Source organism: Rhodococcus sp. MSC1_016 (assembly GCF_023667485.2).
GTDB lineage: Bacteria > Actinomycetota > Actinomycetes > Mycobacteriales > Mycobacteriaceae > Rhodococcus_F > Rhodococcus_F oxybenzonivorans.
This window is the reverse complement of the sequence record NZ_JAMOZI020000001.1, coordinates 6006909-6022658: the sequence shown is the minus strand read 5'-3', so window position 1 is coordinate 6022658 and position 15750 is coordinate 6006909. Positions and strand designations below refer to the sequence as shown.

The window sequence follows — 15750 nt, the reverse complement described above, 5'->3', positions numbered from 1 at the left end:
GTTATACAGTCGGACTAGCTGATCGACCTCGGAGGTGGTGTTCGCATGAAGGATGCCGTGCAGCTGGACGAGCTCGATTTCGCGCTGCTCGACGCCATGCACGCCGACCCGAAGGCGGGAGTGCTGGAGCTGTCGCGTCGAATCAAGGTGGCCCGAGCCACCGTTCAGGCGCGGGTACGCAAGCTCGAGGAGTCGGGCATCATCGCCGGTTACGAGCCGCATATCGACATTTCGGCTGCCGGTTTCGACGTGCAGGCATTCGTCACCCTGGAGACGGCGCAGGGCGCACTCGACTCGGTGACGTCGGAGCTCGAGTCGATTCCCGGTGTGCTCGAAGCTTTCGCGACCACCGGTTCGGGCGACATCCTTTGCCGGGTCGCGGCCCAATCACATCTCGGTTTGCAGCAGACATTGATCGATCTGAACAAATCGAGCGTCGTCGCGCGGTCCACGAGCGTGATGGTGCTCTCCGTGATCGTTCCGTATCGGTCGATGCCGCTGTTGCGCACCCTCGACCGTCGCGGTTCGGCGAAGGCTCCCGCGTACCGGGCCACCGATCAGCACGCCGATCGCTGAGTTTGCTGGGCACGTTGCCTAGAAAAACACCGAAAACCTGTCGTGGTGATGTTCATCCTGGCTACGTGCTGCAGGGCTGCTTGCGGCATGGGAGTGGCGCCCGCCACAGTGATCGCCGTAACAGCGGGTGCTGATCGAGGGAACGGCTCGATCCCACTGCTGCCCGGCCGCCCGACCCCGAAAGAAGCCATGAAGAACCTGCTCACCCGATTCGAAGAAAAGGCCCCCGAGATCGTCTTCGAGTGGCACGACACCGAGACGTCCGCCCGCGGATGGACCGTGATCAACTCCCTGCGTGGGGGCGCTGCCGGCGGTGGAACCCGGATGCGGCGCGGCCTGGACCGCCGGGAAGTGGAGTCCCTGGCCAAGACCATGGAAGTGAAGTTCACCGTCTCCGGGCCCGCCATCGGCGGCGCCAAGTCGGGCATCGACTTCGATCCGACGGACCCCCGCAAGGACGAGGTGTTGCGACGCTGGTTCAGGGCCGTCACCCCGCTGCTGAAGGCGTACTACGGCACCGGCGGCGACCTGAACGTAGACGAGATGGCTGAGGTCGTCCCGATCACCGAGAGCTACGGGCTCTGGCACCCGCAGGAAGGCGTCGTCAACGGACACTTCGCGGCCAGCGACCGGGAACGGGTGCAGCGGGTGGGGCAACTCCGGCTCGGTGTCGCGAAGGTGGTCGAGGATCCGCGCTTCACCCCCGACCCGCAGGCCAAGTACACGGTGTCCGACCTGATCACCGGCTGGGGCGTCGCGGAATCGGTACGCCACTACTACCGCGTCTACGGCGGTGAACTCACCAGCAAGCGGGTGATCATGCAGGGCTGGGGCAACGTCGGGGCCACCGCCGCCTACTACCTGGCCCAGTCCGGCGCCCGCATCGTCGGAATCATCGACCGCAACGGCGGGGTGTCGAACACCGACGGGTACGACTTCGAACAGATCCGCGATCTGTTCCTCACCAGGTCGGGCAATGAGCTGAACGCTCCCGGCGCTGTGCCGTTCGCCGACATCAACGAGACGATCTGGAGCGTCGGCGCGGAGGTGTTCCTGCCTTGCGCGGCGTCCCGCCTGGTGACACGCGACCAGGTGGACCGATTGATCGACGGCGGCCTCGAAGTCGTGGCGAGCGGGGCCAACGTGCCCTTCGCCGACGACGAGATCTTCTACGGCCCCACCTACGAGTACGCCGACAAGAGTGTGGCAGTGGTGCCCGACTTCATCGCCAACTGCGGCATGGCCCGAGCGTTCGCTTTGCTGATGGAGGGCGACATCGAGGTGTCCGACGACGCCATCTTCGGTGATGTGTCCACCACCGTGGCGACGGCGCTCGAGCGGTGCCACGCGCGATCACAGCAGCCGACCGGGATTGCCGGTACCGCCTTCGAGATCGCTCTCGATCAGCTCGTCTGACATCCCGGGAGACCCCATGAACACAGTTCACGACACAGTGGTGCAGGCGCCGCCTGCACCCACGAAAGACATTGTCACCCGCGGACTTCAGCAGGCGATGAAGCCACGACAGCTGGTGATGATGAGCTTGGGCGGCGCGATCGGGGCCGGGTTGTTCGTCGGTTCCGGCGCGGGGATCGCCGTCGCGGGTCCGGCCGTGCTCGTGTCCTTCCTGATCGCCGGCTTTCTCGTCGTGTTGGTGATGCGCATGATGGGCGAAATGGTGGCAGCCGACCCCGACAGCGGCGCCTTCTCGGTCCACGCCGAGAAGGCGATGGGGCCGATCGCGGGGCGCACGATCGGCTGGCTCTACTGGGTGCAGGTGGTCATCGTGGTGGCCGCCGAGGCAACCGCTGCGGCAGCCATCACCGCGGCGTCGATACCGGCGGTGCCGCAGTGGGCGGCGGCGCTCTTCTACATGAGTGTGCTGACCGCCGTGAACCTGGCGGGTGTCTCCCGATTCGGTGAGTTCGAATTCTGGTTCGCTGCACTGAAAATCGCGGCGATTGTCGGGTTCCTGGGCATCGGCTCCGCGATGATCTTCGGTTGGATTCCGAGCTTCGACGCTCCCGCGCTGGCCAACCTCACCGGTCACGGTGGATTCGCCCCCAACGGGGTCACCGGCATCGCGGCCGGACTACTCATCGTGGTGTTCGCGTTCGGCGGCACCGAGGTAATGGCCATCGCGGCCGCAGAGACGTCCGAGCCGCGCCGCAACGTGAGCCGGGCGGTGCGCTCCATCGTGTGGCGAATCCTGGTGTTCTACATCGGTTCCGTTCTCATCATGGTGACGGTTCTGCCGTGGACTGCCGAGGAACTCTCCTCGGGCCCATTCGTCGCGGTGCTGAACGCCGCGCACGTGCCCGGGGCGGGCGCGGTGATGACCGTCGTCGTGGTGATCGCCCTGCTGTCCTCGCTCAACGCCATGCTGTTCAGTGGTTCACGGATGATCTACTCGCTGTCCGAGCGCGGCGCCGCGGCCAAGATTTTCGGGCGGGTATCGAGCAACGGCGTACCCCGCCTCGCGGTGCTCGCGTCCGTGGCCTTCGGCTTTTTGACGGTGGTTCTCAACTACCTCGCACCCGAGCGGGTACTTCCCCTGCTGCTCAACGCAGTCGGGTCGACGATTCTGGTGTTGTGGACATTCGTCACGGTGTCGCAGATCGTGTTACGCCGCCGCGCCGAGAAAGAAGGCCGCAACGATCTGCCGCTGAAGATGTGGGGTTTCCCGTATCTGTCCTATGTCGCTCTCGCCCTGCTCGCCGCCGTGGCGGTTCTGGCCCTGTTCGACGACGCAGCGCGGAACCAGCTCATCGCGACCCTCACCTTCACGTGCGCGATCACCCTGGCTTGCTGGGTCCTCGGACGTCGGCAGCGGAGGACGAGCGGCGACACTCAGTCGACCATCGAGCACGCCCACTGAGAGGTCGGCCTTCGATCGGAGGAGGACCGCGGCCGGTCACGCGACCGGTGAGATCACCACGTCGTCTGCGCCAGAACCGCATCGAGGGCGGCGTAGCTCTCGTTCATGCCGCCTTCCATGCCGGATTGCAGCATGCCGTCGCGCTCCTCGGGCGTGTGGAACTGGCTGACGACCGTCAGTTTGGTGCGACCGTCGCCCAGATCGGTGTAGGTGTTGTGGTCGACCGTGACGTGCCCGGGCATACCGTCCCATTCGAAGGTGTACACGAGGCGCTCCATGGGAGTGATTTCGCGGAACCGGCCCTCGAATCCATGGGTGTCTCCCTCGGAGTGTTCGACGAAACGCCAGTGGCCACCGCGCTCGAATTCCCAGCGCTCGATGTCGAGCCGATTTCCGCGGCCCCACCACTGCGCCAGGAGGTCGGGGGTGGTGAAAGCTGCCCACACCCGTTCGCGCGGGGCATTGAAAATGCGTTCGACGCGGATCTCGCGATCCGCCGGGGTGGTGAGCGTCGCGGCCGTGGGAGGAGTGGAGGTGCTCATGAGGTGCCTTCCGTTCTTGTGAGGAATTCATCCAGACGGTCCAGTCGGCCCTGGAGAGACGTTTGGTAGTCCCGTATCCAGGCCACCTCACGCTCGAGGGGATTCGCGCCGAGCATGCAATACCGCACCCGCCCGCGTTTTTCCGTCACGACCATTCCCGCAACCTCGAGCAGGTGCACGTGCTTCTTGATGCCGGTAAGGGTCATCTCGAAGTGCTCTGCCAAATCGCTGATCGTGCTGGCGCCCCGGCGGAGCCTCTGCAGAATTCCGCGTCGCGTGGGGTCGGCCAGTGCGGCGAACGAAGTGTCGAGAGCTGAATGCTGAACCATCTAGTTCAGTGTTTCACTCGCTGGGGGTGCCGTCAACCCCCGGCCTGCGCGCAGCTCGGGTCACGGCGTCTCGGAGCCGATACGGATGGATAACGAATCCGGTTGCCCCGCCCGCACTACCGAAGCCGCCAGCCCCCGCCGGTTAGCGTGTACCTCGGGGGGAGACGAGAGGGGGACGGGCATGGCCGGGTCGGCGGCAGGCGACGGTGTTCCTTTACCTCGCAGCCTGACGCTCGTGATCGGGTTGGTGGTGAGCGCGACGGTGGCGGCCGCCTTGGTGCTCGGCCCCATCGATCCGTGGACCCCGGACATCGGGTTGTTCGCCGGTGGCGCCGACCTCCACGTGTACCGGGACGGCGGGTGGCGGGTGCAGCACGACCTGCCGCTCTACGGTGGCCCCGTCGTACTCGGATTGCTGTACACCTACACCCCGTTCTCGGCACTCGCCTTCGTCCCGCTCGAGAGGATCCCCGGCGCCTACGTCGACAACCTGTGGATGGCACTGAATCTGTTCGTGCTCGCCGCGTGCATCGTGCTGTGCTGCCGGATCCTCGGCTACCGGATCACCCCCTACCTGCTGCTCGTCGCGGCCCTGGCGACCCTCACGTGCACTTTCCTCGAGCCGGTACGGACAACCTTGTTCTACGGCCAGATCAATCTGGTGCTGATGCTGCTGGTGCTGTGGGACTTCTCCCGGCCGAATTCCAGCCGACTGCGGGGAGTGGGGACGGGGATCAGCGCCGGAATCAAGCTGACTCCTGCGTATTTCGTGCTGGTGTTCCTGGCCTTGCGCCAGTGGCGTACGGCTGCCGTCGCCATATCGGCCTTCCTCGCGACGGTGGGTGTGGCCTGGGCGGTGATCCCCGGTGACTCGCGGCAGTACTGGACCAGCACGTTCTTCGACTCGACCCGCATCGCCGACAACAGACATCCGTCGAACCAGTCTCTGCGTGGCACCCTGGCCCGGCTGACCGACGGACAGGCGCCGCTGTGGCTGTGGTTCGTCCTGGCCGCGACCGTCACCGTTGTCAGCATTCTGGTATCGGTGCGGTTGTACGAGCGCGGCGAGCGCCTCCTCGCGGTCGCCCTCAGCGGCCTCACCATGGCCGTGGTGTCGCCGTATTCCTGGAGTCATCACTGGGTGTGGTTGATTCCCCTGCTCGTCTGGTTGGTGCACCGCGCGCTGACCGTGAGCCGACTCTGGTGGTGCGCCGCGGCGGGATTGTTCGCCGCGACCGCGGCGTGGCCGTACTGGTGGAGCACGGACTTCATCGTGATCGGCCTGTTCCTGTACCCGCCCTCGTGGCCCGTGGCCCCGGTATTGCAGAACATCTACCTCGTCGTCTACGTGCCGGTCCTTGTCGCGTCGGCCGTGTTCGCGCGCAGAACGCGACCCCCCGCCCTGGCCACGGTGCCGTCCGAGCCCGTCGATCCGGTGCTCGAGGATCCCCCGCACCTGCCGTTACGGAGCGCGTGACCGGCTTTCGCCACCGGCCGGACTCGACCGGAATATCCTGAGAGCAGTCACGTTGCCGTGGCTCCCCGCCCCGTGTCCCGAATCGAACACCATGAACGATCGCCCGCCGAGTGACGTGACGGTCGCGACCGGCCCACCCACCGAACTGGGACCGGACACGGCCGTCGCGTCTTCGCCCGTCACTGCGTCGGACAGCGGATTCGTCGTGGACAGTGGCGTCGAACAACTGGTCGCCGACTGGGAGTCGTCCGGTTCCCCTGCTGCCCTCAGCGAATACCTTCCCGATGCGGCAGCCATTCGACGGGCAGCACTGGTCGAACTGATCAAGGTGGATCTCGAATACCGCTGGCTGCGTTCGGGGCAGCCGAAACGGCTCGCCGACTATTGCCTCGAATTTCCCGAACTCCTGGCCGAACCACTGCCGGCGCATCTCCTCTACGAGGAATTCCGGGTCCGACGCGACAGCGGCGACAAGGTGGAGGCCGACGACTATCTGAAGGCGTACCCCACTCAGGCGAACCGCTTCGAGGGCCTACTCACACTGGATTCGCATCGGCAGCCGCGCGCGTCGGAGCCGACGGTGGGCGACGCATTCGATGTCGGAGCCCGGCTCGAGGATTTCGAACTCGTCCGGGAGCTGGGCCGGGGAGCATTCGCGCGGGTGTTTCTCGCCCGGCAACACTCGATGCAACGGTGGGTAGCACTCAAGATTTCGCGCAACGTCGGCACCGAGCCGCAGACGATGGCCCAACTCGACCATCCGTACATCGTGCGCGTTTTCGATCAGCGACTCTTGGAGGAGCGCCAACTCCGGTTGCTCTTCATGGAGTACGTCCCGGGCGGCACCTTGCTGGACGTCGTCCGGTTGGTGCGCGCCACGCCGCCCGACGAACGCTCGGGGCAACTTCTCCTCGATTCGATCGACCGTGTCCTCGACGAGAAAGGAGAGATGCGGCCCGAAGATTCCAGCGTGCGCAGCGAGATCGCCGCCCTGTCCTGGCCTGAGACCGTCGCCTGGATCGGATTACGCCTCGCCGACGCCCTCGAATACGCGTGCAAACACGGAGTGCTGCACCGCGACATCAAACCGGCGAATGTCCTGCTCGGTGTCGAGGGCGTGCCCAAACTGGCCGACTTCAACGTAAGTTCCAGCGACAATGTGGCAACGCCCGGCGCTGCAGGATTCGTCGGCGGTTCGGTGGCGTACATGTCACCCGAACAGCTCGAGGCCTGCGACCCCGGTGCGGCACGAACAGCCGGTGACCTCGACACCCGAAGCGACATCTACGCACTGGGCGTCCTGTTGTGGGAACTGCTGACCGGAAGCAGACCGTTCTCCGACGGCGAGGCGGGAGAGGCGCCGCCGTCACCGCACGTGCTCCTCGAATCGCGACGCCGCGGTGTGGACCTCGAACAGAACCCGTTGCCCGACGGTTGTCCGGCGGCGCTGCGGCGCGTCCTGGTGAAGTCACTGGCACCCGACCGGGAGGATCGGTGGTCGAGTGGACGCAAGCTCGCCCGCCAGTTCGCGCTGTGCCTCGACCCGCACGCACGCGACCTCGTCGACCCGACGCCGGGAAGCCGGCGCGCGACGATGTGGCGCTTTGCCCCGGCCATCCTGCTCGCGGCGATCGGAATCCCGAACCTGCTGGCTGCGGGGTACAACTACTACTACAACAAGGTCCTGATCATTTCCGCGCTTCCCGCCGAGGCACAGGAGAATCTCGAGCAGGTCCACCTGATCATCGGCGGTGTCGCCTTTCCCCTCGGCGCCATTCTCATCCTCTACTGGTGTCGGCTGTCGATCACGGTGCCGCGCGGTCTCAGCGAGGGCCGCACCTACAGTTCCGGCATTCTCGGCAAAGCCCGCGCCGCCACGCTGACCCTCGGTCATCGCGCCGTCGTGGTCAGTTTCGCGTTGTGGCTGGTGGCCGGCGTCGCCTACCCGATCGCTCTGCAGATCACCGCCGGCGGCATACCGCTCCGCGCGTACACGCAACTTCTGGCCTCACTTGCGGTGTGCGGCGCAGTGGCGGTGGCATACCCGTTCTTCATCCTCACGTTCTACGCCGTCCGATGCTTGTCGCCGATCCTGCTGTCGCACGGTGAGTTGCGCAGCTCCGACTGCCGCGGCATCCGGAGCCTCGCCCGCAGCATGCCGCGCTACGTCGCGGTCGCGGCGGCGGTGCCGTTGATCGGAGTCGCCGGACTCAGTTTCGTCGGCGGCGATCCCAGCGACGCCGTCAATGCGACGGTTCGAGCATTGTGCTTGGGCGGAATCTTCGCGTTCATCGGCGTGTACCAGCTGTTCCGCCGGATCGAGAGCGATCTGCGGGCGCTGGAGCGAGTCGTGCGGATAGAGGTGCCCGGCGCACCTGCCGGACGGCGTCGGTAGTCGTTCGACGTGCTGCTGCGGCTGGGAGGGCAAGGAGAAAGCCCCTGGCGCTGCCGGGTCGGGGTCCGACAGCGCCACGGGGCTCAACTGGTATTTCTCTCGAGGGCCCCTTTGTGTTACAGCCCGCCGAGTTTTCCGCCTGCCAGGCCGCCCATCGTCATGTCGTACAACACCGCCGCCAGCTCGTTGCGGCGCTCCCCGAGGTCTCGGCGCAGGTACTCGAGGCTGACCGCTCGATAGCTGACCGTGAGAACCAGCAGCAGCGATTCGAGATCCACGCCGGGAGCAATCGCCGACGGATTGAGCGTCACGTACGTGCGCAGCAGGTCCCGGCAGCGCTCCTCGAGGCGTGCCGAGCGGTGCGTCAATCCGAGGTGCGGAGCGTCGTTGAGCAAAGGCGCGAGTATCCCGCGATAGCGGTCCAGCACGGCCAGGAGTTGCCCTTGGAGAGCGGGATCTCGCAGGAAGGTGCCCTGCCCGACGGATCGGTCGAGGTGCTCCCCGAAGGTGCGCGTCGTCTCGTCGAGAATTCCGTCGAGGAGAACCTCGATGATCTCGTCCTTGTTGGCGAAGTACTGGTATACCGAACCCTTCGAGATACCGGCCGCCTCCGCGATGGCGCCGGTGCTGCACCCGGCGTAACCCTTGGCTTCCAAAACCTGACCAGTGGCCGACAAGATGCGTGCCACCGTCGCGTGTGAACGCTGCTGGGAAGGACCTTTCCGCTGGCCAGTGCCCATTGCCTCGACCGGTCCCTTCTGCGCCTCAATGCGACTTGTACCCGTCCGAATTGGTGGTGTGCACTGTAACTCAGCAGCCGTCAGAGCTGGTCGGAAGTACCTACGCGCCCGAATCGAGTTCATCGACATGACAGAAATGCAGACCCGGGAAACCGTGTCCGAGTTCGTCCCGCCCCGCCGATTCGCCCGTGATGTCGAGTGGGGTCGTCGGTCGATGCGGGCACTGTCACTGCTCACCCACGGAGATACGACACCGACACCCGTCGAGAAGGACCACCACGCCCGGGCGGTGGCAAGTCAGGACGAACTCGGTGCCGCGCTCGCGCAGGCCATCCTCGTCGACAAGACGGTGACGATGGCGCAGTTCACCACAGCCCTGTCCCGCGGAATCACCGACGTCGAGCACCCCGCGCCACCACTCGCCGCCTTCTTCGACTCGGTGGATCACCGGCCCGCCTGGGTGGACGACGCACGACTCGAACGAGGAGCCGCCGTCTGCCTCCGTAGCGGCATGACAGGGCTCGATCTTCTCGCCACGGGCTCCTTGATGAACGGGTACCGGAGCTCGGCGACCACCCGACAGCTCGTGTCCACAGGCAGGCTCGTCGGCGATCGAGCGGGTGCGCGTGTCACCGAGACGGTCCGGTGGTGGTACGAGTGCGTCATCCCCGGCGGGATGAACCGCGACCGGCAGGGCTGGCAGCTGTCGGTGCACGTCCGGTTGATGCATGCGTTCGTCAACCACAGTTTGCTGCGGGACGAGGACTGGGATGTCGCCGAATGGGGCATGCCGATCAATCAGTCGGATCAGGCCGGCACCCTCGCGCTCTTCTCGACGACCTTCCTCATCGGCCTGCGGTCGCTCGGCGTGTGGGTCTCCGCAGACGAAGGCCGCGACGTCATGCACCTGTGGCGGTACATCGGATGGCTGATGGGCATCGACGACCACTGGCTGGTCGACGACGAGAACACCGGGCGGCGGAACATGTGCCAGATCGGGATGTTCGCGCCCGGGCCGGACGACAACTCGCGAATTCTGGCAGACGCACTACAGAAATCCTGGGGCAACTTCTCCTACGACCGTGCGCAATCGTTGCGACGCAGAATCAACCGGCAGCGCCTCCTGAGCATCCAGCGCCTGTTCTCCGGCAAGGCCGGGATGCGAGAGCTGGGACTGCCGGCCACACTGGCCTGGTATGTACCGCTGGCTCTCGTCGGAAACGGTGCGTTGCACGGTGCGGCGAGACTGAGCCCGGCGGTTCGGCAGCGGGTGAGCCGGCGCTCACGGCGCCGAGTAGAACAGTGGCTCACCGACAACGAACCGAAGCGTGGGCCCGGTCAGCGCCGTTCGTAGAGTCCGCGGATGTACGCGGCCTGCCCGGCGTGCTGCAGATCGTCGGAGATCACGCTGATCAGCCGCACGCCGAGAGTGACCGGCGGATCCCAGTTCTCGTCGACGATGCGATCGAGGTCGTCCGTACCGATCGACTGGACGTAGTCGACGGTTCGGTCGTGGACCGCATCGTGGTATCCGAGCAGAAGTCCGGCTGCGGTCGTCACCCTCGCCACCTCGGCGGACGACTGCCCGTACCCGATCGCGGCCACCGGGAAAGGCAGGTCGAATCGTTCACACCAGCCGCCCGACGTCCACACCTGCTCGGTGCCCGCGACCCCGGCAACATGGTCGTCCTGCACCCGGGTGAGATGCCAGACCAACCAGGCGATGGTGTTCGCGTCCTCGTCCACCCGATAGGTCAGTGCGTCAGACGGTAATTCGGACAGCGCCTCGTGCACGGTCTCCTGGATACGGTCGAAAGCGTCGGTCAACAGCGCACTGTGATCCACAATGCTCCCCTCGTCGCGTATACGTTTTCCCTGTCCACTATGACCGTTCGCGTACCCGGGCGGGCAGAGATGTGACACGGGACGGGCATATCTCCTACGTCGCCGATCACCCTGTGCCGCGTTCCCTTGCCACAGGCCGCGCCGGTGCCACGCCGCGGTCCGCTCGACGCATCGTGGATTACCCACTACGACGAACCGGACCGACGACGTGTCACCCGCGACGGCGCACAACAATTACCCGTCAGTCGAGCGGTGCCCACCTCGAGCCCACCCACAGGCGCCGATAAGTCCGCTCAATGGCGGACACCACCCGTTTCAGCCGACCGCGACTGGCACCTGCGCCTGAGCGTCATGGAAGGCTTGCTTGATCTCCGCCGAAATACGGCCACGGGAAGACACGTTCCTGCCCTCCCCGATCGCCCACTCACGAATCGCCTTGATCATGTTCTTCGCCGGAGCCGCCTTCCCCGTAGCCGTCGTCTTCGCGACCGTCATCTTGGTGGGCGTCGTCTTCGCGGGAGACTTCTTCACAGCCGTCGTTCGCGGACCCTTGGTCTTGGCGGCCGTCGTCCTCGAGGGAGCCTTCCTGGCGGCTGACTTCCTTGCAGGCGCCGCTTTTACCTGAACCTTCTTTGCCGCAGCGTCATGGAAGGCTCGCTCGATCTCGGCCGAAATACGGCCACGAGAGGACACTTCAAGACCCTGCCCGATCGCCCACTCACGAATCTCCTTGGTCATCTTCTTCGCGGGAGCTACCCTCTCCATGGCCGCCGTTTTCGTGGCCGTGGTTTTCGCTGCCGTCGTTTTCTCGGCCGTTGTTTTTGCGGGAGCCTTCCTCGCGGCTGACTTCCTTGCAGGCGCCGCTTTTACCTGAACCTTCTTTGCCGCAGCGTCATGGAAGGCTCGCTCGATCTCGGCCGAAATACGGCCACGAGAGGACACATCGAGACCCTGCCCGATCGCCCACTCACGAATCTCCTTGGTCATCTTCTTCGCTGGCGTCGTCTCCGTCGCCGTCGTTTTAGCAGCGGCCGCTTTCGCCGCCGCCTTCTTCGCCGGAGCCTTTACCGGAGCCGTCTTCACGCCCGTCGTTCCCCCGGCCTTCTTCTTCGCGGCCGCCTTCTTCTCAGCTGCCTTATTCACCCGCGCCGCTTTTACCTGAACCTTCTTTGCCGCAGCGTCATGAAAGGCTCGCTCGATCTCGATCGAAATCCGGCCACGAGAGGACACATCGAGACCCTGTCCGATCGCCCACTCACGAATCTCCTTGGTCATCTTCTTCGCTGGCGTCGTCTCCGCGACTATCTTCTCCACATCCGCCGTCTTCTTCGCCGGCGCCTTGCTCGCCGTCGTCTTCGCGACCGTCGTTCTCACGGGCGTCGTCTTCGCCGCTGACTTTTTCACCCGCGCCGGTTTTACCTGAACTTTCTTTGCCGCAGCGTCATGGAAGGCTCGCTCGATCTCGGCCGAAATACGGCCACGAGAGGACACATCGAGACCCTCCCCGATCGCCCACTCACGAATCTCCTTGGTCATGTTCTTCGCTGGCGTCGTCTCCGCGACTATCTTCTCCACATCCACCGTCTTCTTCGCCGGCGCCTTGCTCGCCGTCACTCGCTTCACCGGTGCCTTCTTCGAAACAGACTCCTTCGAAACAGCCTTCTTCACCGGCTCCGCTTCTATCCGAACCTTCTTTGCCGCAGCGTCATGAAAGGCTCGCTCGATCTCGGCCGAAATACGGCCACGAGAGGAAACTTCGAGACCCTCCCCGATCGCCCACTCACGAATCGCCTTCGTCCTGTTCTTCGCCGATTCTTCGGAGCTCCTCGGTGATACCGCCATCGTGCTCTCTTTCTTCGCCGGGCAATCGTCAAACGCACACAATAACCGCAGGTGTCTCCGCGCGATCAGGAAGCTCACCCAAACGTACCTTGTGACGTTTACGACATCGCCCATCTGGGCAGACCAAACACGACACCGTTCGAGCTCCACACTAACCGCGCGATGAACTGCACATATTCGAATAGCGCACGCTGACAACCTGATTCCCGAATTTGTCCACGAGCATATTTCGATGGCTGCTTCACGTTCATTTGCATTAGCACCTACGGGATTCAAATGCCGGGCACGCGACCCATTGCGCATACAAAATTGCCAGACCGACCAGCGTCCGCCGGCCGATCGGCTCGCGGACTGGCCATCAGCTCGCCCGTCGCGGTGCGGTTCCGTGCAGTGGATCGCACGCCCGCCCCCACGAATGTCATCGGAGCCCGGCCGTGTTCGCTAGCGAGCCGTAAAGGACGAAAAACCGCATTCAACGCATTGCCGGCGGCCCGTACCCGCGTACCGAGCCGCGCGTGAAGACAAAAACAGGCACCCCACCCCGCCGGATGACCGATTCCGAATACGTGTCTGAACACGACTATGGAAGAACCCAACCTGCTCACTACCAGCTAGAGGCATCCATGCTCGAAAACACCGCCCCACCGCCTACGACCGCCACGGCAACCTTCCTTCCCACCGCTGCACACATCAACATTCCCTGTCTAGCTCAACCGGAGCGCAACCGAACCGGAAACCGAGCAGTCCGTCGGCGGCGCACACAGACCGGGATTCCTACAGACTCTCCCCAGCTCGACTGGTCACGGCAGGCTCTGCGGGCCTGTGATCTTCTCGCCAGCGTGCAATCCATCAGCTCCTCGGATCGGGCCCTCGTTGCTTTCGCGATCGAGTGGGCTCCCTACGGCGGTGCCGACGCCGAGGAGCTGTTCATCAAATTCGGCGTACAACGAAACCGGTTCCTCGTTCTACTCCAAGCCGCGATGACCCCGAGGCCGTCGGACCTCGCACGCCTGAGGATTCTCAAGGCCTCCCTCTGCGACGATCTCGTCCGTGCGTGGAACGGATCGCCGACACGCAACTGAACGTCGCCCGCACCTCGTCGCCGCTCATGCCATCGGAGCAGACTTCACCGGACTCCTCGATCGGATCATGGGAAGTAGGACGCATAGTCCCTGAAAGGAACCTGGCCGGTGGGGCTCGCCCGTACGGCGTCGGCAACTGCCGGCGGAATGGGCGACCAGTGGGTAGGCATCGCGGCGGCCAGGGACGGATTCAGTATGTAGAGCAGGGCGAAGTTCACTATCCAGAGCGGCGGTGCCATCGACATGCCAACTTCCGAACGCACACCCCCTTGGTGTTGGTCACCAATTGAGCTGCGCCCGACATCTGTTGCGACGCGAAGCCGTAGATCGCTTGCACCGTGTATGCCGACCGATAGAGCGCTATCAGGGTGTGTGTCGCACCGTTGCTCCTCAACCATGTGCCCACGTAACCGCTGGGGGCGATCAAAGAATTCCACTGCCTCGTCGGCGCATCGCGTTGGCCGGACTCTCCAGCAATCCGCTGGTGTTCACGTAGAGCCCGTAGCTGGCCAGGACCGACGGTGTGGGTTGACCGTCGATGTCGGAATAGAGGGGACGACCGTTCGTATTGGTGAGGATTCGGGCGCATGCCTCGATCACCTCGGCAGCGTCGCGGCTGGCCGAGTGGCTCGTTGAGCTGACCCGGACTGGCCACCTGCGTCGGTGCGAGGCGTTCATAGCCAGGCGCTCCGGCGAAGGGATCGAGAATCCGGTGTCGACGGTTTCTGCCGCTGGTTGGCCGTAGGCGGGTTGCTCCGCGTCGATGACCCGGACCCGATATTCTCATGCCGCGCATACGTCAACCTCCCAGAACACCGTCGGGCGAGCCGGCACAAGCTTGAATCCCAAGTCAAACGCCGTGACAGTGATGCGTCAAGACTTGCGGCAGGTACCTCCTGCGAGTGCCCGGGTGACGTTCGTCGAGTGTCTCCAGTGGATATGGGGGGTTCAAGCCGTCGACGACGTTGCGGCGGAATCGCATCCGTATCGGGGTGTGGACGGTCTGGCTGTTAAGCATGGTTTGGTGCCGACGCCGACTTCACCGGCCCGGGCAATCCCCACCCAGCCACGACAACATCCCGGGTTCATTCGAACCGCAATCCTAATTTCGCCGCGAACACACCACACGGCGGCAGATAATTGTGGTACCGGTAAAACCGAAGCTCGGGAAGGGTCAGCCATGTCCGATCGTAGCTCGGGAGTGAATCCAGCGAGTTCCGAGTATCCCTCCGGTAAAGAGGCTTTCGCGGCCGGCACGTCGATGGGGGCCGCCGTCATCATGGTCACCGTCGGCATCATCCAGTTCTTCCAAGGCATCGCGGCGGTCGCCGAAAACGAAGTATTCGTCGGCGGCATCAATTACGTCTACAAATTCGACCTCACCACCTGGGGCTGGATCCATATCATCCTCGGCGTCCTCGTCGCGATCGTCGGCCTCGCCCTCTTCACCGGCGCCGGGTGGGCCCGAGTGTCGGCCATCATCGTCGCCGCCATCTCGATAGTGGCGAACTTCCTCTGGCTGCCCTATTACCCGGGTTGGTCACTGCTGATCATCGCCCTCGACGTCGTCGTCATCTGGGCTGTCTCGACCTGGAATCCGGAACCAAATATCGAAAACGCGAACCTTCGCAGTACCGGCACTCCCGCTCGGTAACTCGGCCGAAAATCGCGGGCAACGGGGACAAAACGAGCGGAGAACGGGTAACGACCCAGGAAGCACCTCATCTCGACGTTCACCCGTTCTGGTGGACATCCGCAACTTTTCCCGAAAACACAGTGAAACGAACGGAAGCGACAACAATGACGTACACATACAAGGTCGTCGAGGTCCGCGAGAAAATGATCGGCGGCAAAATGTCCGGCGGCAAACTCGAAGACCTGCTCAACCAGTACGCCCAGCAAGGATGGCGTCTCAAAGCGATAACCTCGTCCGATGTCAAGGGCAGAATCGGCCCTGGCAGCGTGGAGGGACTGCTGATCACCTTCGAACGCGAAAGCTGAGCAGGTCCGGACACGATCAGCCGACGTGTTCTTCGCGCCGAAC

14 protein-coding genes and 1 pseudogene are annotated in these 15750 nt (G+C 64.3%); 9 read left to right on the top strand and 6 right to left on the bottom strand.

Translation table 11 applies throughout. The features are described from left to right. The first annotated feature begins 45 nt into the window (after positions 1-45). The 3 genes from L1080_RS28200 to L1080_RS28190 all read left to right on the top strand — a co-directional run bounded on the left by L1080_RS28200 (position 46) and on the right by L1080_RS28190 (position 3454). Positions 46-576, top strand: a complete 531-nt coding sequence (locus L1080_RS28200) for an Lrp/AsnC family transcriptional regulator (protein ID WP_250767085.1) — start codon at positions 46-48, stop codon at positions 574-576. Positions 577-765: 189 nt separating this feature from the next. After that, complete coding sequence (locus L1080_RS28195) at positions 766-1992, top strand: Glu/Leu/Phe/Val dehydrogenase dimerization domain-containing protein (protein WP_250767860.1); 1227 nt, start codon at positions 766-768, stop codon at positions 1990-1992. 16 nt (positions 1993-2008) lie between these two features. Beyond that, on the top strand, positions 2009-3454 hold the full coding sequence (locus L1080_RS28190) for an amino acid permease (RefSeq protein ID WP_374432866.1): 1446 nt from the start codon (positions 2009-2011) through the stop codon (positions 3452-3454). A 53-nt stretch (positions 3455-3507) separates the two neighbouring features. On the opposite strand, the gene L1080_RS28185 is transcribed toward L1080_RS28190, so the two are convergent. Continuing rightward, entirely contained in the window at positions 3508-3996 is a 489-nt protein-coding gene (locus tag L1080_RS28185) for an SRPBCC family protein (protein WP_250767075.1), read from the bottom strand. After that, positions 3993-4325, bottom strand: coding sequence for an ArsR/SmtB family transcription factor (locus tag L1080_RS28180; RefSeq protein ID WP_159923046.1), 333 nt, complete (start codon positions 4323-4325; stop codon positions 3993-3995). Before L1080_RS28180 ends, L1080_RS28185 begins: the two co-directional genes overlap by 4 nt. Before the next feature lie 181 nt (positions 4326-4506). Here L1080_RS28180 and L1080_RS28175 point away from each other — a divergent pair, with 181 nt between their 5' ends. Beyond that, positions 4507-5802 (top strand): glycosyltransferase 87 family protein, encoded by a 1296-nt coding sequence (locus tag L1080_RS28175; RefSeq protein ID WP_250767073.1) that lies wholly within the window; start codon positions 4507-4509, stop codon positions 5800-5802. Positions 5803-5893: 91 nt separating this feature from the next. After that, positions 5894-8197 (top strand): serine/threonine-protein kinase, encoded by a 2304-nt coding sequence (locus L1080_RS28170; RefSeq protein ID WP_250767070.1) that lies wholly within the window; start codon positions 5894-5896, stop codon positions 8195-8197. A gap of 116 nt (positions 8198-8313) precedes the next feature. Here L1080_RS28170 and L1080_RS28165 read toward each other — a convergent pair whose 3' ends face one another. Beyond that, on the bottom strand, positions 8314-8886 hold the full coding sequence (locus L1080_RS28165; RefSeq protein ID WP_250767068.1) for a TetR/AcrR family transcriptional regulator: 573 nt from the start codon (positions 8884-8886) through the stop codon (positions 8314-8316). Between the two features lie 178 nt (positions 8887-9064). Here L1080_RS28165 and L1080_RS28160 point away from each other — a divergent pair, with 178 nt between their 5' ends. Further along, positions 9065-10291, top strand: coding sequence for an oxygenase MpaB family protein (locus tag L1080_RS28160; RefSeq protein WP_250767066.1), 1227 nt, complete (start codon positions 9065-9067; stop codon positions 10289-10291). On the opposite strand, the gene L1080_RS28155 is transcribed toward L1080_RS28160, so the two are convergent. After that, positions 10276-10782: a mycothiol transferase gene (locus L1080_RS28155; protein ID WP_109334459.1), complete on the bottom strand. Its 507-nt coding sequence runs from the start codon at positions 10780-10782 to the stop codon at positions 10276-10278. The two genes, L1080_RS28160 and L1080_RS28155, sit on opposite strands and share 16 nt — an antisense overlap. Before the next feature lie 315 nt (positions 10783-11097). Next, on the bottom strand, positions 11098-12702 hold the full coding sequence (locus tag L1080_RS28150) for an Lsr2 family DNA-binding protein (protein WP_308202105.1): 1605 nt from the start codon (positions 12700-12702) through the stop codon (positions 11098-11100). Between the two features lie 761 nt (positions 12703-13463). Between L1080_RS28150 and L1080_RS28145 the strand changes: the two genes are divergently transcribed. Next, positions 13464-13706 (top strand): hypothetical protein, encoded by a 243-nt coding sequence (locus L1080_RS28145; protein WP_250767064.1) that lies wholly within the window; start codon positions 13464-13466, stop codon positions 13704-13706. A gap of 65 nt (positions 13707-13771) precedes the next feature. Here L1080_RS28145 and L1080_RS28140 read toward each other — a convergent pair. Continuing rightward, positions 13772-14471: pseudogene (locus L1080_RS28140) on the bottom strand (hypothetical protein). 415 nt (positions 14472-14886) lie between these two features. Here L1080_RS28140 and L1080_RS28135 point away from each other — a divergent pair. Next, on the top strand, positions 14887-15360 hold the full coding sequence (locus L1080_RS28135) for a DUF7144 family membrane protein (protein WP_374432860.1): 474 nt from the start codon (positions 14887-14889) through the stop codon (positions 15358-15360). A gap of 146 nt (positions 15361-15506) precedes the next feature. Continuing rightward, entirely contained in the window at positions 15507-15707 is a 201-nt protein-coding gene (locus L1080_RS28130; RefSeq protein ID WP_109334463.1) for a DUF4177 domain-containing protein, read from the top strand. Positions 15708-15750 lie beyond the last annotated feature (43 nt).